The sequence below is a fragment of the Amorphus orientalis genome, from assembly GCF_030814015.1.
Classification (GTDB): domain Bacteria; phylum Pseudomonadota; class Alphaproteobacteria; order Rhizobiales; family Amorphaceae; genus Amorphus; species Amorphus orientalis.
Map to the genome: position 1 here is coordinate 298591 of NZ_JAUSUL010000002.1, position 22971 is coordinate 321561.

At 67.5% G+C, this 22971-nt stretch carries 19 protein-coding genes; 15 read left to right on the forward strand and 4 right to left on the reverse strand.

Features of this window, described 5'->3' with window-relative positions; translation table 11 throughout:
• The first annotated feature begins 47 nt into the window (after positions 1-47).
• From J2S73_RS09235 to kce, 9 genes are all read left to right on the forward strand, one after another.
• Entirely contained in the window at positions 48-869 is an 822-nt protein-coding gene (locus tag J2S73_RS09235) for a shikimate dehydrogenase family protein (protein WP_306885229.1), read from the forward strand.
• Positions 870-1017: 148 nt separating this feature from the next.
• Entirely contained in the window at positions 1018-2049 is a 1032-nt protein-coding gene (locus J2S73_RS09240) for an ABC transporter substrate-binding protein (protein ID WP_306885230.1), read from the forward strand.
• A 175-nt stretch (positions 2050-2224) separates the two neighbouring features.
• Entirely contained in the window at positions 2225-2992 is a 768-nt protein-coding gene (locus tag J2S73_RS09245) for an ABC transporter ATP-binding protein (protein WP_306885231.1), read from the forward strand.
• The gene (locus tag J2S73_RS09250) at positions 2985-3857 is read left to right on the forward strand and encodes an ABC transporter permease (protein ID WP_306885232.1); all 873 of its coding nucleotides are present in this window, start codon (positions 2985-2987) and stop codon (positions 3855-3857) included. Before J2S73_RS09245 ends, J2S73_RS09250 begins: the two co-directional genes overlap by 8 nt.
• A gap of 149 nt (positions 3858-4006) precedes the next feature.
• Complete coding sequence (locus tag J2S73_RS09255) at positions 4007-5281, forward strand: FAD-dependent oxidoreductase (RefSeq protein ID WP_306885233.1); 1275 nt, start codon at positions 4007-4009, stop codon at positions 5279-5281.
• Between the two features lie 323 nt (positions 5282-5604).
• Positions 5605-6105: a 2Fe-2S iron-sulfur cluster-binding protein gene (locus J2S73_RS09260; RefSeq protein ID WP_306885234.1), complete on the forward strand. Its 501-nt coding sequence runs from the start codon at positions 5605-5607 to the stop codon at positions 6103-6105.
• Positions 6102-7088 carry an FAD binding domain-containing protein gene (locus J2S73_RS09265; RefSeq protein ID WP_306885235.1) on the forward strand — a complete coding sequence of 329 codons (987 nt, stop codon included), beginning with the start codon at positions 6102-6104 and terminating at the stop codon, positions 7086-7088. The genes J2S73_RS09260 and J2S73_RS09265 overlap by 4 nt, the downstream gene beginning before the upstream one ends.
• Positions 7085-9301, forward strand: a complete 2217-nt coding sequence (locus J2S73_RS09270; RefSeq protein WP_306885236.1) for a xanthine dehydrogenase family protein molybdopterin-binding subunit — start codon at positions 7085-7087, stop codon at positions 9299-9301. The genes J2S73_RS09265 and J2S73_RS09270 overlap by 4 nt, the downstream gene beginning before the upstream one ends.
• Before the next feature lie 150 nt (positions 9302-9451).
• Positions 9452-10384, forward strand: coding sequence for a 3,5-dioxohexanoate:acetyl-CoA acetone transferase (gene kce / locus J2S73_RS09275; protein WP_306885237.1), 933 nt, complete (start codon positions 9452-9454; stop codon positions 10382-10384).
• Positions 10385-10437: 53 nt separating this feature from the next.
• Here the strand turns inward: kce and choV are convergent, their stop codons facing one another.
• The 3 genes from choV to choX form a co-directional block, all read right to left on the reverse strand.
• The gene (choV, locus tag J2S73_RS09280; RefSeq protein ID WP_306885238.1) at positions 10438-11526 is read right to left on the reverse strand and encodes a choline ABC transporter ATP-binding protein; all 1089 of its coding nucleotides are present in this window, start codon (positions 11524-11526) and stop codon (positions 10438-10440) included.
• A complete protein-coding gene (choW, locus tag J2S73_RS09285; RefSeq protein ID WP_306886283.1) occupies positions 11523-12362 on the reverse strand; it encodes a choline ABC transporter permease subunit in 840 nt (279 codons plus the stop codon). Before choW ends, choV begins: the two co-directional genes overlap by 4 nt.
• Positions 12363-12611: 249 nt before the next feature.
• Complete coding sequence (choX, locus tag J2S73_RS09290) at positions 12612-13547, reverse strand: choline ABC transporter substrate-binding protein (RefSeq protein ID WP_306885239.1); 936 nt, start codon at positions 13545-13547, stop codon at positions 12612-12614.
• A 218-nt stretch (positions 13548-13765) separates the two neighbouring features.
• Here choX and betI point away from each other — a divergent pair, with 218 nt between their 5' ends.
• Genes betI through betA form a run of 4 tightly spaced genes read left to right on the forward strand, consistent with a single transcriptional unit; the run spans position 13766 to position 19073 of the window.
• Complete coding sequence (betI, locus tag J2S73_RS09295; protein WP_306885240.1) at positions 13766-14374, forward strand: transcriptional regulator BetI; 609 nt, start codon at positions 13766-13768, stop codon at positions 14372-14374.
• Positions 14371-15888: a choline-sulfatase gene (betC, locus tag J2S73_RS09300; RefSeq protein ID WP_306885241.1), complete on the forward strand. Its 1518-nt coding sequence runs from the start codon at positions 14371-14373 to the stop codon at positions 15886-15888. Before betI ends, betC begins: the two co-directional genes overlap by 4 nt.
• 4 nt (positions 15889-15892) lie before the next feature.
• Entirely contained in the window at positions 15893-17356 is a 1464-nt protein-coding gene (gene betB, locus J2S73_RS09305) for a betaine-aldehyde dehydrogenase (RefSeq protein WP_306885242.1), read from the forward strand.
• 52 nt (positions 17357-17408) lie between these two features.
• Entirely contained in the window at positions 17409-19073 is a 1665-nt protein-coding gene (betA, locus tag J2S73_RS09310) for a choline dehydrogenase (RefSeq protein ID WP_306885243.1), read from the forward strand.
• Between the two features lie 105 nt (positions 19074-19178).
• Here the strand turns inward: betA and aptA are convergent, their stop codons facing one another.
• The gene (gene aptA / locus J2S73_RS09315; RefSeq protein ID WP_306885244.1) at positions 19179-20516 is read right to left on the reverse strand and encodes an omega-aminotransferase AptA; all 1338 of its coding nucleotides are present in this window, start codon (positions 20514-20516) and stop codon (positions 19179-19181) included.
• Between the two features lie 114 nt (positions 20517-20630).
• On the opposite strand from aptA, the gene J2S73_RS09320 reads away from it, so the two are divergent.
• Positions 20631-21209 (forward strand): cupin domain-containing protein, encoded by a 579-nt coding sequence (locus J2S73_RS09320; protein ID WP_306885245.1) that lies wholly within the window; start codon positions 20631-20633, stop codon positions 21207-21209.
• Positions 21210-21311: 102 nt separating this feature from the next.
• Positions 21312-22934 (forward strand): ABC transporter substrate-binding protein, encoded by a 1623-nt coding sequence (locus tag J2S73_RS09325; RefSeq protein WP_306885246.1) that lies wholly within the window; start codon positions 21312-21314, stop codon positions 22932-22934.
• Positions 22935-22971: the final 37 nt, after the last annotated feature.

The window sequence follows — 22971 nt, forward strand, 5'->3', positions numbered from 1 at the left end:
CTTCCTCCGGGCCGTTGTGGTTGAAGGGGCCTCGGACGGGAGACACCATGGACGACACCACGCCCTTCGCCCCCACGGCCGCGGCCTCGATCGCGTTCATGATCGGCGCGCCGGTGGCCCACGCGCATCTTCCGGGCGCGTTCAATCGCCGCCTGGCCGAGGAAGGTCTCGACGCCCAGCTCGTGCCGCTGGATATCCCCGACGAGGGGCTGAAGCCGCTGTTCGCCGCGCTGCGCGGGCTCGGCAACTGCCGGGGCCTGATCGTGACCGCGCCCCACAAGCGCGCGGTGCTGGCACTGGTGGACGAGGCCAGCCCGCGCGCCCGGTCGCTCGAAGCCGTCAATCTCGTCGTACGCGGACCGGACGGGCGGCTCGTCGGCGACAATGTGGACGGGCAGGGGTTCGTGCTGGGTCTGACCCGCGGCGGGTTCTCGGTGGCGGGCGCTCGCGCGATGATCTTCGGATGCGGAGGCGCGGGGTCGGCGATCGCCCTGGCCCTGGCGGAAGCGGGTGCCGCGTCCCTGCGACTTGCCGACGTCGCCGCCGGCCAGGCGGACCGTCTGGCCCGGCTGGTGTCCGGCGCGACCGGCCTTGAGGTCGAGGTCGGGCTGCCGGAAAGCCTCGCCCCTTACGATCTTGTGATCAATGCGACGGCGGTCGGCCTCGACGGGGTGTCGATGGTGCATCCGCTCGATAGCGTGCGTCCCGGCGCCCTGGTCGCCGACGTGCTGTCGCGTCCTGAGCCGACGCCCTGGCTCCGGGCGGCCCTTGAGCGGGGCTGCGCGATCCGCGCCGGGTCCGCCATGGCCGAAGGTCAGTTCGACCTGATCGCCGACCGGTTCGGCTGGAAGGTCGCTTTGGCGCGATAGAAAGGCTGGATTAGCCTGAGGCTATCGCATATGCGGGACTCTTCTATTGCCGGGCGATGGAATTCGCGGTCATCCGCCCGTATCGTGCAACCGATCCGCGGTGCGCAGACATCGCGTCGAATTCAAACGATCCTTAAGGGAGGATATTGTGGGTTTTTCCAAGACACTCCGGCCGTGGCTGGGGGCGACGCTGGTCGCCGCCGTGACCGTTTTCTCCTTCGCCGCGAGCGATGCCGCCCGCGCGAATGACGAGGTCGTCGTCGGTGCGCTGCGCTTCACGTCCCATTCCGCCGGCTTCATCGCCTACGAGAAGGGTTATTTCGAAGAGGAAGGCCTGGACGTTGAGTTCAAGTTCTTCCAGGCGGCACAGCCGATCGCCGTGGCCACAGCCTCCGGTGACGTCGATTTCGGCATCGCCGGCGTGACAGGCGGCTTCATGAGCCTCGCCGACAAGGGCGCCGTGCGTCTCGTGGCCGGCGTCCTTCACGAGAAGAAGGGCGTCGACGGGATGATGATCGTCGCGTCGAACAATGCCTACGAGAACGGCCTCGATTCCGTTGACAAGCTGCCGGGTCACTCCATCGCCATGACCCAGGTCGGGTCCACCTTCCACTACATGACGTCCCGGATCGCCGACCAGCAGGGCTGGGACATTGACGAGGTGAAGCTTGTCCCGCTGCAGAAGGTCGGGGCGATGATCGCGGCCGTGAAGAGCGGTCAGGTCGACGCGATGATCATGGTGCCGCACATCGCCAAGGTCCTGGTGGAGAACGGCGATGCGGAGATGCTCGGCTGGCTCTACGACTACGCCGAGTACCAGATCTCCGGCCTGTTCACCTCGGTGAAGAACATCGAGGAGCGCCGCGACATGGTCGAGCGTTTCGTCCGGGCCTATGCCAAGGGCATCGCCGACTTCAATCGCGTGATGCTGGCGGAGAACCCGGACGCGGCCGAGCAGGAAGAGATGGTCCGGATGATCCACAATTACGTCTACAATGACCGTCCCTACGAGAAGGCCGCCCCCTCGATCATCGCCGGCGCGATGAACCTGAACGAGGACGGCGCGATGGACGTCACCGACATCGAGAAGCAGATGACCTGGTTCCAGGAGCAGGGTCTCGTCTCGAAGGATCTGACGATGGACGAACTGGTCGACGGCTCCTTCGTCGAGACCTACTGATCGGACGCCGGGCGGCGTTCCGCCCGACACGTCACGGGGAGCGGCTTTGGGCCGCTTCCCGACCCCGGAGAGGCCGGGTCCGCAAGGCGGTCCCGTGCAAGTCTCCCCCACGGATCCCGGATCCGGCGGACGGCCGAATGCCTCCGGGACCCCCAGTCAGCCGAGTAAGTGGCCCATGGATCTCGAGATACGGCATCTCACGCACCGCTACGATTCCCTCGACGTGATGAGGGACATCAACCTGACGATCTCCAGCGGCGAGATCGTCTGCGTCGTCGGCCCGTCCGGGTGCGGAAAATCCACCCTCCTGCGGCTGATCGGCGGCCTCGAGCAGCCGACCGAAGGCGAAATTCTCCAGGTCGGCCGCCCGCCCGAGGGCTCGCTCAACCCGCTGACCTACATCTTTCAGGATTTCGCCCTGCTGCCCTGGCGCACCGTCTGGGGCAACATCTCGCTGGTTCTGGAAGGCCATGGTCTGGGCAAGGCGGAGATCGACCGGCGCATCTCCGACGTCCTGTCCCGGACCCGGCTTTCCGACTTCGCCGCCGTCTATCCGCGCCAGTTGTCCGGCGGCATGAAGCAGCGCGTGGCGATTGCCCGGGCGCTCGCCGTTGGGCCGGCCGTGCTCCTGATGGACGAGCCGCTTTCGGCGCTGGACAGCCAGACCCGCGAACTCCTGATGGACGATCTCGTGTCGCTGTGGGAGCGGGAGCAGTTCACCGCCTGCTACATCACCCACAATCTCAATGAGGCCGTCCGCCTCGGCCATCGGGTCGTCGTGTTGTCGCGCCGCCCGGGCGAGATCCGCGAGACGGTGGAGATCACCATCCCCATTCCCGAACGCAGCGTCGACAACCCGCATCTCGCCCGCATCCAGCGACAGCTCTGGGAGATGATGCGGGAAGAGGCGCTCAGCGCAGATCGGCAGCTCAACGATGCCTAGTTCTTCCGTCTCCTCCACCGACACCGCTCCGAAAGGCGTCAGCGAACCGACGCCGTTGCGGCCCGTCGCCGACAACAGTGAGCGCCGGCCGGTTCCCTTCCGCGGCGGCGGGTTCGCCCCGAAGCCGATCTGGTGGATTGCACCGCTGGTCTTTGCCGCGCTGGTGCTGGTCTGGGAGATCGGCTCAGACCGGGGCTACATCTCCCAGCTTGTCCTGCCCGCGCCCAGCCAGGTGTTCGAAGCCTTCCGCGATCTCTTCGAAAGCGGGATGCTCTACAACCACCTCAAGGCGTCGCTGACCCGTCTGGTCATCGGGTTCACCTGCGGCGCGACCCTCGGCGTCGTGATGGGGGTGCTGATCGGCCTCTATTCGCTGCCGCGTTCGGCCTTCCGTCCGATGGTTGCGGCGATCTTCCCGATCCCGAAGATCGCGCTCCTGCCGCTGTTCATCATCTGGTTCGGCATCGGCGAGGGCTCCAAGGTCGCCACCATCCTGTTCGGCTCCTTCTTCCCGATGGTCATCGCCACCTATGGCGGGATCGACGCCGTCGACCGGTCATTGATCCGCATGGGCCAGAGCTTCAACATGAGCCGGGCGGCGATCATCCGGAAGATCGTGCTTCCGAGCGCGCTGCCGGCGATCCTGAACGGCATGCGGATCGCCGCGTCCATCTCCATCATCCTGCTGGTGGCCGCCGAGATGATCGGCGCGGAGTACGGCATCGGCGCCTACGTGCTCTTGGCCGGCAACCTGATGGCCACCGACCAGCTGATTGCGGGCGTGATCGTGCTGTCGGTGCTCGGGCTGATCGTGAGCTGGCTGATTTCGATGGCCGAGCGTCACTTCCTGCGCTGGCGTGCTTAGACGCGGGTCCTTTGCCTAACACCAGCGTTCGGTCGGGATCGGCCGGATCGGACCGTTCGGCCGTCCGTGCGGCTGCCGCGAACCGATCCAATTCAGACACTTGAGCGCCGACCCTGACATCGGCGGTCGCGACGGAGTGGACAGTTTCCATGAGCAGGCAACCTGAATCCGACTATGACGTCATCGTGGTGGGCGGCGGCGCCGGCGGCGTCGGAGCCGCCCTCGGCGCGGCGAAGGCCGGTGCGCGGGTCTGTCTGGTCGAGAAGTACGGCTTCCTCGGCGGCGCGGCGACCAACGCCCAGGTGCTCGCCTACTGCGGCTTCTTCCAGCAGGGCAACGAGCCGATCCAGGCCGTCGGCGGCGCCGGCGAGCAGGTGCTGGAGGGGCTCCGCAAGCTGGGCGTCGCGGCCGATCCGTATCATTCGGAGACCACCGGCAACTGGATCGTCCTGCTCGATCCCGAACGGCTGAAGGTCGCGCTCGACCGGCTGTGCGCCGAGCACGGCATCGACGTCTGGCTGCACACGCGCCTTGCCGCCGTGTCCCGTACGGCCAGGCGTCTCGAAGGCGTGACGCTCGCCGGCATGGACGGCCGCAGCCAGGTGGGAGCCGAGGCCTTCGTCGACGCCAGCGGCGACGCCAATCTGTCCCTCGTCTCCGGTGTCGACTTCCGCATCGGCGACGAGGAGAACCGGTTGCAGGCGGGCACGATGCCGCTGCGCGTCGGTGGCGTGAACCCGGACGTGAAGATCGACCGCAACGCCATCAAGGCCGCGGTCCGGACCTACAACGAGCGGGGCAACGAGCCGATCCACCGCGACGACGGCGGCATCTATACGCGTGTCCCCGGCACCAGCGATTTCTGGTGGCTGATCATCGACCGTGAGATGCCGGACCTGTCGTCGCGCGCCTTCACCCATGCCGAGCGCAGCGCGCGCGAAATGGCGGTCGCCCTTGTCGACATCCTGCGCGAGCAGGTGCCGGGCTTCGAGCGGGCCTGGCTCGCTCAGACCGGACCCCAGATCGGCGTGCGCGAGAGCCGCCATCCGACAGCTCGCTACGAAGTCACCTACGAGGACGTGGTCGAGGGGCGCGAGCGCGGTGACGGCATCGCCCGCGCCGCCTGGCCGATCGAGGTCCACAAGGAAGTCGGGCGGCCGATGTACGAGAAGGTCGGCGGACGCGGCTATTTCCACGTGCCGCTGGATGCCGTCCGCGCCAAGGGCCTCGACAATCTCTGGTACGCGGGCCGGGTGATCGGCGCCGACAGCCTCGCCTACGGCTCGATCCGGGTCATGGGCACGGCGTTCGCGACCGGTGAGGCGGCGGGGACGGCCGCGGCCCTTTCCACCACCGCCGACGGCCGGGCGCCGACGGCCGAACGGGTGCGCGAGCAGCTCATCTCCCAGGGCGCGCTGATCTGACGCGCGGCCCCGGCGGGCGGTCGGACACCGCCCGACCGGAGCGCTTGCGCGCACCGCGCGCTTGAGCGTCCTTTAGCGCACGCAGAGCGTTTTGCGCGCACAGGGCGCGCAGGCATGGGCTCCGGTCGTCGTGACGGCGGCGGTGGCACATCCGGCTCCGCCCGCCATCGCGCGAAGGTGCGGATCTGCTGATCTTTTTTGCAGTTTGGAACCAAACCAGCCTGTCGCCGCGTTTGTCTTCGACACGAGGCCGGCCGTCTGCGCGCGCATTTTGCGTTTCGCGCAACCGCCGGCTCCGCCTTCAGTCGAAAGGAAGCGGCTCGATGAGACTCACCGTCAACGGCGTCGACCACGAGTTCGACGCCGACCCGCGCACGTCGCTGCTGGATGCCTTGCGCGACCATCTCGCCCTGACCGGAACCAAGAAGGGCTGCGACCACGGCCAGTGCGGCGCCTGCACCGTTCTGGTCGAGGGGCGCCGCATCAACGCCTGCCTGACCCTGGCGGTCATGCACGAGGGCGACGAGATCACCACCGTTGAAGGGCTGGGCAAGCCCGGCGACCTGCATCCGATGCAGGAGAGCTTCCTGCACCATGACGGCTTCCAGTGCGGCTATTGCACGCCCGGCCAGATCGTGTCCGCCGTCGGCATGGTCGATGAGGCGAACAAGGGTTGGCCGAGCCATGTCAGCACCGACCTCGACGGTCCGATGGAGCTGACCGATGCGGAAATCTCCGAGCGCATGAGCGGTAATCTCTGCCGCTGTTCCGCCTATCCCAACATCGTGGACGCCATCCGCGAAGCCAAGGACGGTCACCGATGAGACAATTCGACTATGTCCGGGCGACCGAGCTCGGTGACGCCGGCCGGCTGGCCGGGTCCGAACAGGCCCGCTTCATCGCCGGCGGGACCAACCTGCTCGATCTGATGAAGCTGGAGGTCGAGGCCCCGGAGGTGCTGGTCGACATCAACCGGCTGCCGCTGCGCGACGTCGAGGACACCGACGATGGCGGCCTCCGGATCGGGGCGCTGGTTCCGAACGCCGATCTGGCCGCGCATCCGAGGGTCCGCCGGGACTATCCGGTTCTGTCGCGGGCGCTGCTGGCCGGGGCCTCCGGACAGCTCCGCAACAAGGCGACCACCGGCGGCAATCTCCTGCAGAGGACCCGCTGCTATTATTTCTACGAGCCCACCGCGCCCTGCAACAAGCGGGAGCCGGGCTCAGGCTGCGGCGCGATCGGCGGCTTCAACCGGATCCACGCGATCCTGGGCGGAAGCGAGCACTGCATCGCCACGCATCCCTCCGACATGGCGGTTGCCATGCGCGCCCTCGACGCGGTGGTGGAGACGCTGAAGGAGGACGGGTCCAACCGCGAGCTGGAGCTGGCGAGCCTCTACCGGCTTCCCGGCGACACGCCCTCGGTGGAGACCGTTCTGGAGCCCGGCGAACTGATCACCGCCGTGCGGCTTCCGGCACCCTTCGGCGGGCGGCAGGTCTACCGCAAGGTCCGCGACCGCGCCTCCTACGCGTTCGCGCTCGTGTCCGTCGCCGGCATGATCGAGATGGAGAACGGCCGCATCTCCGATGCCCGTCTCGCCTTCGGCGGCCTTGCCCCGATGCCCTGGCGCGACGAGGCGGTCGAGCGGCACCTCAAGAGCGAACCGCCGTCGAAACCTCTCTTCGAAGGCGCGGCCGACATCCTTCTGGCCGACGCGAAGGGGCAGGGCGAAAACGACTTCAAGATCCCGCTGGCGCGCCGGACCCTGGTGTCCGTCCTCGGCGAACTGACGGAGGAAGCGCGATGAACACGCTCGTCATGGACGACGCGGTCGAAGAGACCCGCCTGGACCGGCAGGGCGAACACATCGTCGGCAAGCCGCTGGACCGGTACGAAGGACCGCTGAAGGTCTCCGGGACGGCGCCCTACGCCTACGAGCATCTTGCCGGCGAAGAGGTCGCCTACGGCTTCGTGGTGACGTCGTCGATCAGCAAGGGCCGGATCGTCTCGGTCGACGCCTCCCGCGCCGAAGCAGAGCCCGGCGTGCTCGCGGTGATATCCGACGACCGGATCCCGCGCACCTCGGCCCAGCCGATGAGCGGCGGCGCCCAGGTGGTCGACGGACGGGTCCAGCACTACGGTCAGCCGGTGGCGCTGGTGGTGGCTTCCAGCTTCGAGGCGGCCCGTCATGCGGCCCGGCTCGTGGACGTCGAGTACGAAGCGGAGCAGGGGCGGTACGTGCTCTCCGAGGAGATGGAGAACGCTGTGAAGTCGGAGGGCGGCGTCATGCCCGCCGACACCGAGCGCGGCAAGTTCGAGGAGGCGTTCGCCGCCGCCGAAATCCAGATCGACGAGACCTACACGACGCCGAGCCATCATGCCGCCGCCATGGAACCCCATGCGACGGTCGCCAAATGGGACGGCGACAAGCTCACGATCTGGAGTTCCGGCCAGCTTCTGGAAACCAATCTCAAGCAGATCGCCAACGGCGTCGGTATCGATCCGGAGAACGTCCACCTGATGAGCCCCTATATCGGGGGCGGCTTCGGGTCCAAGCTCGGCATCGGACCGGACGCGATCATGGCGGCCCTCGGCGCGAAGGCGGTCGGCCGTCCGGTCAAGCTGGCCCTGACCCGGCCCAACGTCTTCCAGGCCACCTCGCGGCGCTCCGAAACGATCCAGCGCATCCGCATCGGTGCCACCGCCGATGGCCGCATCACCGCGCTCGGCCACGAGACCTGGGCTGCGAACGCGCCGGACAACACCTTCTTCGAGCCGGCGGGCGTTTCCACCGTGTTCCTCTATGCCGGCGAGAACCGCTGCATCCGCCACCGGCTGGCCGAGCTGGACACCCTGATCACCTCAGCAGTGCGCGCGCCGGGCGAGGCGGTCGGCATGCTGGCGCTCGAAAACGCCATGGACGAGCTGGCCGAGCGGCTCGATCTCGACCCTATCGAACTTCGCCGCCGCAACGAGCCGGACGTGTCGCCCCAGGGCGACAAGCCGTTCTCCACGCGGATGCTGCTCGACTGTTACGAGGAAGGCGCCCGCCGGTTCGGATGGGAGGACCGGCCGAGCAAGCCGGCCAGCCGTCGCGACGGCGAGTGGCTGATCGGCTACGGAATGGCGGCGGCGTCGCGGGCGAACCAGATCGTCAAGTCGTCGGCGGAGGTCGCCATCGAGCCGGACGGGCGGGTGACGGTGCGCAGCTCCATGACCGATATCGGCACCGGCAGCTACACGATCCTGCAGCAGATCGCCGCCGACATGCTCGGCGTGGATCCGTCGGACGTCACGGTGGAGCTCGGCGATACGCGGTTCCCGGCGGGTGCCGGGTCAGGCGGCTCCTTCGGCGCCAACAGCTCCGGCGGCTCGGTCTACGTGGCCTGCGAGGAGCTGATCGAAGACCTCGCGGAGAAGCTCGGCGTGGACCCCGGCAGCGTCACGATGAGCGAGGGACACGTCATCGCCGACAACCGCCGCCAACCGCTGACCGAGGTGCTCGGTGGCGAACGGCTCGTCTCTGTCGGCACCATCGAGCCGGGCGATACGGGCTCCGACTACGAGCAGGCGAGCTATGGCGCCCATTTCTGCGAGGTGGCGGTCAATTCCGTCACCGGCGAGAGCCGGGTCCGGCGGCTCCTGACGGTGGCGGCCGCCGGCCGCATCCTCAACGAGAAGACCGCGCGTTCCCAGTGTTTCGGCGGTCAGATCTGGGGCATCGGCTCGGCGCTCACGGAGGAACTGGTGATCGATCCGCGCACCGGTCTGATCGTCAATCACGACCTGGCCGAGTACCACGTGCCGGTGAACGCCGACGTGCCCCAGCTCGAGGTCGTCTTCCTGCCGGAACGCGATCCGCACTCCAGTCCGCTCCAGGGCAAGGGCGTGGGCGAACTCGCGCTCGCCGGCGTGGGTGCGGCGGTCACCAACGCGATCCACAACGCGACCGGCGTTCGGGTCCGCGACTATCCGGCGACCCTCGACAAGGTGCTGCCAGGGCTGCCGGACGCCGCCTGACATCGGATAGTGCAGTTCGCGCGGTACATGACCGCGATAGGGAACGGCGTCCTCTCTACCGGAGGGCGCCGTTTTTCGTTTGGGCTCGCCCATCCCGAAAGCTAGACAGGCGGTGGACGGCAAAAGCCGCGATTTCGGGAGGTCAGAAAGATGCGCAAGTCCAAGAAGGCAATCGTCACCTGCGCGGTCACGGGGTCCATCCACACCCCCAGCATGACGCCGTATCTGCCGATCACGGCCGATCAGATCGCCTCCCAGGCGGTCGCGGCCGCCGAAGCCGGGGCGGCTATCCTTCATCTGCACGCGCGCGACGAGGCGACCGGCAAGCCGACCCAGGCGCCGGAGGCCTATGCGCGCTTCCTGCCGCGCATCAAGGCGGAGTGCGACGCGGTGATCAACATCACCACCGGCGGCGGGCTCGGCATGTCGCTGGACGACCGGCTGGCCGCCGCCAAGTGGGCGCAGCCGGAAATCGCGTCCATGAACATGGGCAGCTTCAACTTCAACATCTCCGGAGCCGCAGGCCGGATCGAGACCTTCCAGCACGACTGGGAAAAGCCCTATCTGGAAATGACGCGCAATTTCATCCTGTCCAACACGTTCGAGGAGATCGAGCGGGGGATCGGGGAGCTGGCGGCCAACGGCACCCGGTTCGAGTTCGAGTGCTACGACGTCGGCCACCTCTACAACCTTGCCCACTTCCTCGAGCGGGGCCTGGTGAAGCCGCCGCTGTTCGTCCAGGGCGTGTTCGGGATCCTCGGCGGGATCGGCGCGGAGATCGACAACCTGATGCACATGCGCTCGGTCGCCGAGCGGCTGTTCGGAGAGGACTATTATCTTTCGGTGCTGGCGGCCGGCCGCAATCAGATGCCGTTCGCGACCATCAACGCGATCGCCGGCGGGCACGTCCGGGTCGGGCTGGAGGATTCCGTCTATATCGGGAAGGGCCAGCTGGCCGAGAGCAATGCGGACCAGGTGGCCAAGATCATCCGCATCCTGAACGAGCTGTCGATCGAGGTGGCGAGCCCGGCGGAAGCCCGCGAGATGCTCGCCCTGAAGGGGGCCGACAGCGTCGCCTTCTAGGCGTCGTTCCGGACCCGTCACATCGTGGCGGCGGGTCCGGTCGGCGGATGTCGCTACTCCGCCTGGGTGTCCCGTTCGCGGGGGGACAGCGCGGCCACCACGTCGGCCGGGCGGATGACGCCGATATGGTCGCCGTCCTCCGTGGTGACGTTGAGGACGCGGCCCGCGCTCAGCGGCTCCATCACGTCCTGCAGCTTGGTGTCGGCGTGGATCTCCGGCGCATCGGCCGGAGCCTCGCCTTCCGTCATGATGTCGCTGGCGCGCATCACGCCGAGCGGGTTCATGTGGGCCACGAAGTCCGCCACGTAGGCGTTTTCCGGATTGCGGATGATCTCCGGCGGCGTGCCGCACTGGACGATGCGGCCGCCCTCCATGATCGCGATCCGGTCGCCGATCTTGAAGGCTTCGTCCAGGTCGTGGCTGACGAAGATGATGGTCCGCTTCAGGTTGCGCTGGAGTTCCAGAAGCTCGTCCTGGAGCCGGTTGCGGATCAGCGGATCGAGCGCGGAGAAGGGCTCGTCCATCAGCAGGATCGGGGCCTCGGTGGCAAAGGCGCGGGACAGGCCGACGCGCTGCTGCATGCCGCCGGAGAGCTCGCCGACGAGGCGGTCCTCCCAGCCGTTGAGGCCGACAAGGTCGAGCTGCTTGCGGGCGCGTTCGTCCCGCTCTTTCCGGGAAAGTCCGGCCAACTCCAGGCCGAAGCTGACATTGTCGAGCACGTCGCGCCAGGGCAGCAGGCCGAACTGCTGGAACACCATGGCGACCCGGTGCAGCCGGATCCGGCGCAGCGTCTTCGCGTCGGCCGAGGTGACGTCGGTCAGCGTGCCGTCGTCGTTGACCAGCACGCGGCCCCGGCAGACCGGGTTGAGCCCGTTGACGGCCCGCAGCAGGGTCGACTTGCCGGACCCGGACAGGCCCATGAGCACCAGGATCTCGCCCTCGGCGACCTCGAGGGAGCAGTTGTGGACGCCGAGGACCTGACCGGTCTCCTCCTGGATCTCCGGGCGCGACTTGCCGGCATCCATCAGGGGCAGGGCCAGCTCCGGCTTGTCGCCGAAGACGATGTTCACGTCCTCGAAGACGACGGCCTTGGGACGATCCTCCGAGGCGGTCTCCGGCGTTTCGGACGGGGTCGTGTTCATCGGCGCTTTCCTCCGACGCGAAGCACGCGGTCGAGCATGATCGCCACGACCACGATGATGAAGCCGCTTTCGAAGCCGAGTGCGGTGTTGACCTGGTTCAGGGCGCGGACGACGGGCACGCCGAGACCGTTGGCTCCGACCAGCGCGGCGACGACCACCATGGACAGCGACAGCATGATCGCCTGGTTGAGGCCGGCCATGATCTGCGGCATGGCGTAGGGCAGTTCCACCTTGATCAGCTTCTGCCAGCCGGTCGCGCCGAAGGAATCGGCGGCTTCCAGGAGCGGCATCGGGGTGGATACCACGCCCAGATAGGTCAGCCGGATCGGGGCCGGCAGCACGAACACCACGGTCGCGAGCAGGCCGGGCACCATGCCGATGCCGAAGAAGACGATCGCCGGAATGAGATAGACGAAGGTGGGAAGCGTCTGCATCAGGTCGAGGATCGGCTGCAGCACCCTGTAGAGGTTCGGCCGGTGCGCCGCCGCGATGCCGACCGGAACGCCGATGGCCATGCAGACGAGACAGGCGGAGACGACGAGGGTGAGGCTCTCCGTCGTTTCCTCCCAGTAGCCCTGGTTGATGATGAACAGGAAGCCGAGGACGACGAAGAGCGCCATCTTCCAGCTCTTCTGCAGCCACCAGGCGAGGAGCGCGAAGGCGGCGACGACCGCCAGCTCGGGCGGTTCCTGCAGGAGCCAGAGGAACCAGTCGATCAGGGTCCCCATGATGTTGGCGAGGCCGTCGAAGAACCAGCCGCCGTTGGCCTGCAGCCAGTTGAAGATATCGCTGGCCCAGGCGCCGACGGGAATCTTGTAGTCGGTCAGGAAATCCACGCGCGAGCCCTTCTGCTGGTGCCTTTGCAGCGCGCGGTCGCCAGCCATCGAGGCTGGGTTCGGGAACCGCGCGAGCCGGCAGTGCGGAATACGACGATAAGGCAGGCCCGGTCCGACGCCGAGCCCCGATTGACGCCGTGGTTTACGTCCCGGAACGTGAACAGGAAAAGCGCGCCTGCGCCTTTCCGATTCGCGGCCCGGCGATCCGCCCGGGCAGAACCCGGGCGGATGCGGTCGGTGCTGTGCGCCTTAAAGGCCCAGCTCTTTCTTGACGGCCGGCAGGCCCGGCTCGCCGTCGACGGTGGTGACACCCTCGAGCCAGCCTTCGAGCACGTCCGGGTTGGCCTTCAGCCATTCCTCGGTGGCGTCGTCGGCATCCTCGCCGTCATTCAGGATCTTGCCCATGATCTCGTTCTCCATGGGCAGCGAGAACTCGAGGTTCTTCAGGAGCTTGCCGACGTTCGGGCACTCCTCGACGAAGCCCTTGCGCGTCACCGTGTTGACGACGCCCTCGCCGCCGAAGAAGTCCTCGCCGCCGGTGAGGTACTTCAGCGAGTAGGTCGAGTTCATCGGATGCGGCTCCCAGCCGAGGAAGACGATGGCCTCTTCCTTCGGATAGGCGCGGCCGACCATGGCCAGCATGCCCTGCTCGGAGCTCTCGACGATCTCGAAGCCCGAAAGGCCGAACTTGTCCTCCTCGGTCAGCGAGACGAGGTAGGCGTTGCCCTCGTTGCCGGGCTCGATGCCGTAGATCTTCTCGTCCAGCTCGTCGCGGAAGGTGTTGATGTCGGCGTAGGTCTTCAGGCCCTTGTCGTAGAGATAGGTCGGCACGGCGAGGGTGTACTTGGTGCCGGTGAGGTTGGTGTGGACCTTCTCGATCTCGCCGGATTCCATGTAGGGGCCGATCGCGGCCTCCTGAGCCGGCATCCAGTTGCCGAGGAACACGTCCACGTCGTCGCTCTCCAGGGAGGCGAACGTGACCGGCACGGACAGGACCTTCACGTCGACGTCGTAGCCGAGGCCTTCCAGGACGTGCTTGGTCGCCGAGGTGGTGGTGGTGATGTCGGTCCAGCCCACGTCCGACATGACGACTTCATCGCATTTCGCCTGGGCGTATGCGGTTGCCGACAGCATCGGGGATGCCGCGAGCGCAAGGGCGCAAATCGAGCCGAAAGTACGAACCATCTTTCTGTCTCCCAGTCTGGTTTCAGTGCCGCGATAAACGATCGCAGTTGAGACGCCCACCTTGCCTAACCGGGATTTGTCCGATACCGGAGGAAGGCGTTTGTTGATTGATCAGTCAATCAACATCATATTGCTGCACTTGTAAACGGTGGTCGCGCGGCGGTTGTGCATCAATGCGCGGCAGCTGCGCCCGAAGTCGGAGCAACGGACGGGGAGCGATGCCGAAGATCGGGATGGAGGCGGTGCGCAAGGAAGCGCTGGTGAAGGCCGCGATCGCCGAGGTCGGCGCCACCGGCTCGACCGCCGTCACGGTCGCCGGCATCGCGCGGCGGGCAGGGGTCTCGCCGGCGCTGGCGCATCATTATTTCGGCTCCAAGGACGCCATCTTCCTGGCGGCGATGCGCAGCATTCTCGACGATTTCGGCCGTCTCGTCCGCGACCGCTACGATGTGTCGGAGCACCCGCGCGACCGGCTGCACGCGATCATCGACGCCTGCTTCGAGCCGAGCCAGTTCGATCCCGCGATCGTCAGCGCCTGGCTCGCATTCTACGTGCTCGCCCACCGCTCGGCGGAGGCGGCACGGCTCCTGACCGTCTATCAGCGCCGGCTCGACAGCAACCTCGTGTTCGCGCTGGAGGAACTGGTGCCGAAGCCGGACGCGCGCCGGCTCGCCAGCGGCATCGCGGCGATGATCGACGGCTACTACATCCGCGCCGCCCTGCACGGCTTTCCGGTCGACCGGAAGGAGGCGGCCGGGATGGTCTCCGACTATGTCGACCTCAACCTTTCCACCCTCGCCAAGGCCGAAGGGACCACCGCCGCATGACGCGCAAGCCCAACATACTGATTTTGATGGTGGACCAGCTGAACGGCACCCTGTTTCCGGACGGGCCGGCCGATTTCCTGCACACCCCGAACCTGAAGAAGCTGGCGGAGCGCTCGACCCGGTTCGCCAACGCCTACACCGGCTCGCCGCTGTGCGCGCCGGGGCGGGCGAGCTTCATGTCCGGCCAGCTGCCGCGCCGCACCCGGGTCTACGACAACGCCGCGGAGTTCGCCTCGGACGTGCCGACCTTCGCGCACCATCTGCGGCTCGCGGGCTACCAGACGACGCTGTCGGGCAAGATGCATTTCGTCGGTCCGGACCAGCTCCACGGCTTCGAGGAGCGGCTGACCACCGACGTCTATCCGGCCGATTTCGGCTGGACGCCGGACTACCGCAAGCCGGGCGAGCGCATCGACTGGTGGTACCACAACATGGGCTCGGTGACCGGAGCGGGCATCGGCGAGATCTCCAACCAGCTCGAATATGACGACGAGGTCGCCTACGAGGCGATCCGCAAGGTCTACGATCTGGGCCGCCGCGCCGACGACCGGCCGTGGCTTCTGACGGTCTCGTTCACCCATCCCCACGACCCGTACGTGGCGCGCAAGAAGTTCTGGGACCTCTACGAGGACTGCGACAGGCTCGAGCCCGAGGTTGGCACGATCCCCTACGAGGATCAGGACGCGCATTCGAAGCGGATCTTCGACGCCAACGACTGGCGCAGCTTCGACATCACCCAGGACGATGTCCGCCGCTCGCGCCGGGCCTATTTCGCCAACGTCTCCTATCTGGATGACAAGATCGGCCAGATCCTGGAGGCGCTGGAGGGGATCGGCCAGGCCGACAACACCATCATCCTGTTCGTCTCCGACCACGGCGACATGCTCGGCGAGCGCGGGCTGTGGTTCAAGATGAGCTTCTACGAGGGCTCGTCCCGGGTGCCGCTGATGGTTGCGGCGCCGCAGATGAAGCCCGGCCGGATCGAGGCGCCGGTCTCCACCATGGACGTGGCGCCGACGCTTGCCGATCTGGTCGGCATCGATCTCGGCGAGGTGACGCCGTGGACCGACGGCGAGAGCCTGGTCCCGATCGCGGCCGGCGGGTCCCGCGAGATTCCCGTCCGCATCGAATACGCCGCGGAAGGCTCGATCGCGCCGCTGGTGGCGATCCGGGAAGGCAAGTGGAAATACGTCCACTGCGAGGTCGACCCGCCGCAGCTGTTCGATCTCGAAGCCGATCCGAATGAGCTGACCAACCTCGCCGCCGATCCGGCCCATGCCGGCACGGTGGCGGAGTTCGCCCGCAAGGTGGGCTCGCTCTGGGATATGGCCGCCTATGACGCGGAGATCCGCCAGAGCCAGGCCCGCCGCCACGTCGTGTACGCGGCCCTGCGCAACGGCTCCTACTATCCGTGGGACTTCCAGCCGCTGAAGAAGGCGTCGGAGCGCTACATGCGAAACCACATGGACCTGAACGTGCTGGAAGCATCCCAGCGCTGGCCACGAGGAGATTGAGGCGATGCGCGCACAGCCAACAGCCAGCCATTTCGTCGACGGTGCCTATCTCGAGGACGAGGCGGGAACGCCGTTCGACAGCATCCATTCCGCGACCGGAGAGGTCATCGCGCGCCTGCACGCCGCCACGCCGGCGGTGATCGACAAGGCGATGAAGGCCGCCGCCCGGGCCCAGAAGGAGTGGGCGGCGACCCCGCCGGCGGCGCGCGCCCGGGTGCTGAGGAAGGCGGCAGACCTGATCTACGCCAACAACCAGGCGCTGTCGGAGCTGGAGGCGCTGGATACGGCGAAGCCGATCCAGGAGACGCTGGTGGCCGACGCCACCTCCGGCGCCGAGGCGCTGGAATGGTTCTCCGCCCAGGCGGCCTCGATCGCCGGTGAAGCCGTGCCGCTGGGCACCGATTTCGCCTACACCGTGCGCGAGCCACTCGGCGTGTGCGTGGGCATCGGCGCGTGGAACTACCCGACCCAGATCGCATGCTGGAAGGCGGCGCCGGCACTCGCCTGCGGCAATGCCATGGTGTTCAAGCCGTCCGAGCTCACGCCGCTGTCGACCCTGAAGATCGCCGAGATCTTCATGGAGGCAGGCGCCCCGGCGGGCCTGTTCAACGTGGTCCAGGGCATGGGCGAGGTCGGCGCCGCGCTGACCACCCATCCGCTGACGGCGAAGGTGTCGCTGACCGGATCGGTACCCACCGGCGGCAAGGTCTACGCGGCGGCCGCCTCCGGCATGCGCCACGCGACCATGGAGCTCGGCGGCAAGTCGCCGATGATCGTGTTCGACGACGCCGACATCGAGGATGCCGTCGGCGGCGCGATGCTGGGCAACTTCTACTCGGCCGGACAGATCTGCTCCAACGGCACCCGGGTGTTCGTGCAGGCCGGCCTCGAGGAGCGGTTCCTGGAGCGGCTGATCGAACGCACGAAGGAGATCCGGCTCGGCGATCCGATGGATCCGGAAACCCAGATGGGGCCGCTGGTCTCCGAGGCCCAGCGCGAGAAGGTGCTCGGCTACATCGAGACCGGCAAGCGCGAGGGCGCGACGCTGGCCCATGGCGGCGGCGTTCCCTCCGGCGGCCTGTTCGACAAGGGCGCCTTCGTGGAGCCGACGATCTTCTCAGACGTCACTGACGAGATGACGATCGCGCGCGAAGAGATCTTCGGGCCGGTGCTGTCGCTGCTCACCTTCGAGACGGAGGAAGAGGCGGTGGAGCGCGCCAACGCGACGCCGTTCGGGCTCGCGGCTGGCGTCTTCACCGGCGACATCACCCGCGCCCACCGGGTCGCCGGTGCGCTGGAGGCGGGCATCTGCTGGATCAACGCCTACAACCTGACGCCGGTCGAGGCGCCGTTCGGCGGCGTGAAGCAATCCGGCTTCGGTCGCGAGAACGGTCGGGCGGCGATGGAATTCTATTCCCAGCTCAAGACCATTCATGTCGGCCTCGCGCCGGTGGACAGCCCTTACTGATCTGAAACCGAGGCGGCGCCGGATCGAGGGTCCGGCGACCGAGAATAGACATATGACCGAAGTGGATTTCGTGATCGTCGGCTCCGGCTCCGCCGGGGCGGCATTGGCCGCACGCCTGTCGGAGGACGGCAAGCATTCCGTGCTCGTGCTGGAATATGGCGGCTCGGACGTGGGCCCGTTCATCCAGATGCCGGCCGCGCTGTCCTATCCGATGAACATGGACCGCTACGACTGGGGCTTCGCATCGGAGCCTGAGCCGGGTCTCGGCGGCCGGCGGCTGGTGACGCCGCGCGGCAAGGTGATCGGCGGCTCGTCGTCCATCAACGGGATGGTCTATGTGCGCGGCCACGCGCGCGATTTCGACCACTGGGCGGAGAGCGGGGCCACCGGCTGGGCCTATGCCGACGTGCTTCCCTACTATAAGCGGATGGAGAACTGGCACGACGGGGGGCACGGCGGCGACCCGGACTGGCGTGGAAAGTCGGGTCCGCTGCACGTTTCGCGCGGCAAGCGCGACAACCCGCTCTTCCACGCCTTCGTGGAGGCGGGCCGGCAGGCCGGCTTCGAACTGACGGACGACTACAACGGCGAGAAGCAGGAAGGCTTCGGGCCGATGGAGCAGACGGTCTGGAAAGGGCGGCGCTGGTCGACGGCGAACGCCTATCTGAAGCCGGCGCTCAAACGCTCCAACCTCGACCTGATGCGCTGCTTCGCCCGCAAAGTGGTGATCGAGAACGGGCGTGCCGTCGGCGTGGAGATCGAGCGCGGCGGCAAGGTCGAGGTGGTGCGGGCCCGCCGCGAGGTGATCCTGTCGGCCTCGTCGATCAATACCCCGAAACTCCTGATGCTGTCCGGCATCGGTCCCGGTGCGCATCTCTCGGAATACGGGATCGACGTGGTCGCGGACCGTCCGGGCGTCGGCAAGAACCTGCAGGATCACCTAGAGGTCTACGTCCAGCAGGCGTGCACCCAGCCGATCACGCTCTACAAATACTGGAACCTTTGGGGCAAGGCGCGGGTCGGCGCGGAGTGGCTGTTCTTCAAGACCGGCCACGGCGCCTCCAACCAGTTCGAGAGCGCGGCGTTCCTGCGGTCGAAGCCGGGCGTGGAATATCCCGACATCCAGTATCACTTCATGCCGATCGCGGTGCGCTATGACGGCCAGGCGGCGGCGGAAGGCCACGGCTTCCAGGCCCATGTCGGGCCGATGCGGTCACCCTCGCGCGGAGAGATCACGCTGAAGAGCGCCGATCCGGCCGAGGCGCCGCGGATCGTCTTCAACTACATGTCCACGGAGCAGGACTGGATCGACTTCCGCCACTGCGTGCGGCTGACCCGGGAGATCTTTTCCCAGCCGGCGTTCGAGCCCTATCGCGGCAAGGAGATCCAGCCGGGCGCCGACGCCCAGAGCGACGAGGCGCTCGATGCCTTCATCGCCGAGAACGCCGAAAGCGCCTACCACCCGTGCGGAACGGCGAAGATGGGCCGGGCCGACGACCCGATGGCGGTGGTCGATCCGGAATGCCGGGTGATCGGCGTGGACGGGCTGCGGGTGGTGGATTCGTCGATCTTCCCGCGCATCCCCAACGGCAACCTGAACGGTCCGTCGATCATGGTGGGCGAGAAAGCCTCCGATCTCATTCTCGGCAAGCCGCCGCTGCCGGCCGACAACGCCGAGCCCTGGATCAATCCGCGCTGGGAAACGTCCGACCGCTGAGCGCTGCGACGGAAGACGGACAGTCCGGGACGCCGTCCGGTCCCAAAAAGAAAGCCCGCCAGATCGGGGATCTGGCGGGCCTTTTTTCGTTGAGGGGAAGGGGCGTTAGCCGACCCGGTCGAGGGCCTCGCCGATGGTGGCGGCGATCTGCTCGATCTGATCGGGCTCGACGATGAGCGGCGGCGACAGGGCGATCGTGTCGGCCGTGACGCGGACCATCACCCCGTTCTGGTAGCAGTCGAGGAAGACCTCGTAGCCGCGCTTGCCGACCGCGTCGGGACGCGGCGAGAGCTCGATGCCGGCGACCAGACCCATGGTGCGGATGTCGATCACGTTGGGCTTGGTCTTGAGGCCGTGAATGGCGGTCTGCCACGCGTCCTCCAGCTCGGCCGCCCGGGTGAACAGGCCTTCCTGCTGGTAGATGTCGAGGGAGGCGATGGCGGCCGCGCAGGCCGCCGGGTGGCCGGAATAGGTGTAGCCGTGGAAGAGCTCGATGGCGGCCTCCGGGCCGTGCATCAGCGCGTCGTGGACGGTGCGGCTGGCGAACACGGCGCCCATCGGGACGGTGCCGTTGGTCAGCCCCTTGGCGGTGGTCATCAGGTCCGGGACGACACCGATCCGGTCGGCGGCGAACGGCGTGCCGAGGCGCCCGAAGCCGGTGATGACCTCGTCGAAGATCAACAGGATGCCGTGCTTGGTGCAGATCTCGCGCAGGCGCTCCAGATAGCCCTTCGGCGGGATCAGGACGCCGGTCGAGCCGGCCACCGGCTCCACGATGCAGGCCGCGATGGTCTCCGCGCCGTGCAGCGCCACCAGCCGCTCCAGATCGTCGGCGAGATCGGCGCCGTGCTCCGGCTGTCCCTTCACGAAGCTGTTGCGCTCCGGGTCGTGGGTGTGGCGCAGATGATCGGTGCCGGGAAGCTGGCTGAAGACGCGGCGGTTGTTGACGATGCCGCCGACGGAGATGCCGCCGAAGCCGACGCCGTGATAGCCGCGCTCGCGGCCGATCAGCCGGGTGCGGCTGCTCTGGCCGATGGCGCGCTGATAGGCGAGCGCAATCTTCAGCGCGGTGTCGACGGATTCGGAACCGGAGTTGGTGTAGAAGATGCGGTCGAGGGTGGCGTCGCCCTCGCCGGGGGCGATCTCGGCCAGCCGCTCGGCCAGATCGAAGGCGATCGGGTGGCCCATCTGGAACGACGGCGCATAGTCGAGCCGCATCAGCTGTTCGCCCACCGAGGTGGCGATCCGCTCGCGGCCGTGGCCGGCGTTCACGCACCACAGACCGGCGGTGCCGTCGAGGACCTTGCGGCCGTCGTCGGTCGTGTAGTGCATCCCTTCGGCCGACACGAGCAGGCGCGGCGCCTGCTTGAATTGCCGGTTCGCCGTAAACGGCATCCAGAAGCTGTCCAGCACGGGCGCGTTCGGCTTGTTCACGATGTTCATGGCGACCTCCAATGGCTGCTCGATTGACGTCACGATTTGCCATATCGAACAAGCCGTTTTTTCGCGTAGCATAACTCCCTGAAAACATTGAATGCGAGGGAGCGGGTTTTCGATATGTCGAACACTCGAAAAGGGCAGCCGCCGGCGCCGATCGATATCGGCGGACGTCTCAGGCAACTGCGCATGGCGCGCAACCTGTCGCAGCGCGAACTGGCCAAGCGCGTCGGGGTTACAAATTCCACCATCTCGCTGATCGAATCAAACGGGTCGAACCCGTCGGTCGGCGCGCTGAAGCGGATTCTCGACGGGCTGCCGATCGGGCTGGCGGAATTCTTCGCCTACGAGCCGGACCGGCCGCAGAAGGCCTTCTACCGGTCCGACGAGCTGGTCGAGATCGGCAAGGGGCCGATCTCCTTCCGCCAGGTCGGCGAGATGATGTTCGGGCGCAGCCTGCAGATCCTGAAGGAGTGCTACCAGCCCGGCTCCGACACCGGGAAGGTGCCGCTGGTGCACGAGGGCGAGGAGGGCGGCATCGTGCTGTCCGGCCGGCTGGAGGTGACGGTGGACGAGGAGCGCCGGGTGCTCGGGCCGGGCGACGCGTACTATTTCGAAAGCCGGCGGCCGCACCGGTTCCGCTGCGTCGGGCCGCAACCCTGCGAGGTGGTCAGCGCGTGCACGCCGCCGACCTTCTGAGCCGGCCGGCCGGCGCATTGCGGTTGCGTCGGGCGCCGTCATGGGGTCAATCAGGGCGGGTCCGGGGCGTGCTGGCTCCGGCTCGATAAATGAGGGAGGGGCATGATGAGGGCCATCCGCATCGCCGTCGCATCGCTGGTCGCGGTCATGGTCGCAGCCGTCGGGGGTTGGGGACCGGAGACGGCGTCCGCCCAGTCGCGGGACGAGACCCTGCGCATGGTGGTGAGCGGCACCATCAACACCCTCGACCCGATGACGCTGGGCGCCACCCCAGCCTCGATCGCGTTGAGTGCGGCGACCTACGACCGGCTGGTGGCCTTCGAGCGCGAGCCGCAGAAGGGCGAGGCCGGAATCTACGTGTTCGACTTCGAGCGATTGCGCGGCGAACTGGCGGAGCGGGTGGAGGTCAGCGACGACGGGCTGACGATCACCGTCCATCTGCGCCCGGACGCCACCTGGCAGGACGGGTCGCCGGTGACGGCGGACGACGTGAAATGGTCGCTCGACCGGGCCGTCAGCGCCAAAACCATGTCCAAGGCGCAGCTGAAGACCGGCTCGCTGACCAGCCCGGACCAGTTCGAGATCGTGGATGAGCAGACGGTGGAGATCACGCTGCCCCATGTCGACCGGCTGGCGCTGGCCAACCTCGCCTCGCTCTACGCGCCGATGTTCAACAGCGCGCTGGTGAAGCGCGAGGCGGGACCCGACGATCCGTGGGGCGTGGAGTGGCTGCAGGCCAACACCGCCAGCAGCGGCGCCTACGAGGTGGAGAGCTTCCGGCCGGGCGAGGCGGTGGTGCTGTCGCGCAACGACGCATGGACCGGTGGGCAGATGCCGGACTTTCCGCGCGTGATCGTGCAGACCGTGCCGGAACCCGCGCTGCGCGCCGCCCTGGTGGAGCGGGGCGACGCCGACGTGACCACGGATCTCCTGCCGGAGGACCTGGCCCGGCTGCGCGATGCCGACGACGTGAAGGTGATTTCCGCGCCGCGCCCGACGGCGTTCACGGCGGTGATCTTCAACACGCAGATGGCGCCGTTCGACGATCCGCTGGTGCGTCAGGCGGTGGCGCTGGCGCTGCCCTATGAGGCGATGCTGCAGGCGGCGGTGTCCGGCTTCGGCGGCAAGCTCTACGGGGCGGAGTGGACCGACGGGCCGCCCTCGGCCCAGTTCCCCCAGGCGCTGCCGCTCGACACCGACATTGCGGCGGCGAAGGCGAAGCTCGCCGAGGCCGGCTATCCGGACGGGTTCGAGACGACGCTTTCCTACTCCGTCAACCGGGCGTCCTGGGCCGAACCGGCTGCCGCCCTGGTGCAGGAGGCGCTGGCCAGGATCGGAATCCGGGTGGACGTGCGCAAGCTGCCGGACCCGCAGATGGCCGAGGCGATCACCGAGAAGACGCTGCCGATGCTGCTGGAGCGCTCCTACGCGCTGTTTCCGTCCGCCGACTATTTCTTCCGGATTTTCCTGAGCGGCTCGTCGCGCTGGAATTTTTCGAGCTGGTTGAACGAGACCGTGGACGCCCTGATCGAGGAGGCGCGGTTCGAGCCGGACCCGGAGACCTATGACCGTCTGGCCAAGGAGATGATCGCGATCGCGGCCGACGAGGTGCCGATGGCGCTGCTCTGGCAGCCGACCCAGGACGTGGTGATGGGCGCCGACATCGACGGCTTCACCACCTGGTACCACTACTATGTCGACGTGCGGGATCTCGGGCGCGACTGAGACCGAAGCCGTGCGGTGCCGCGCAGGACCCGCGCGG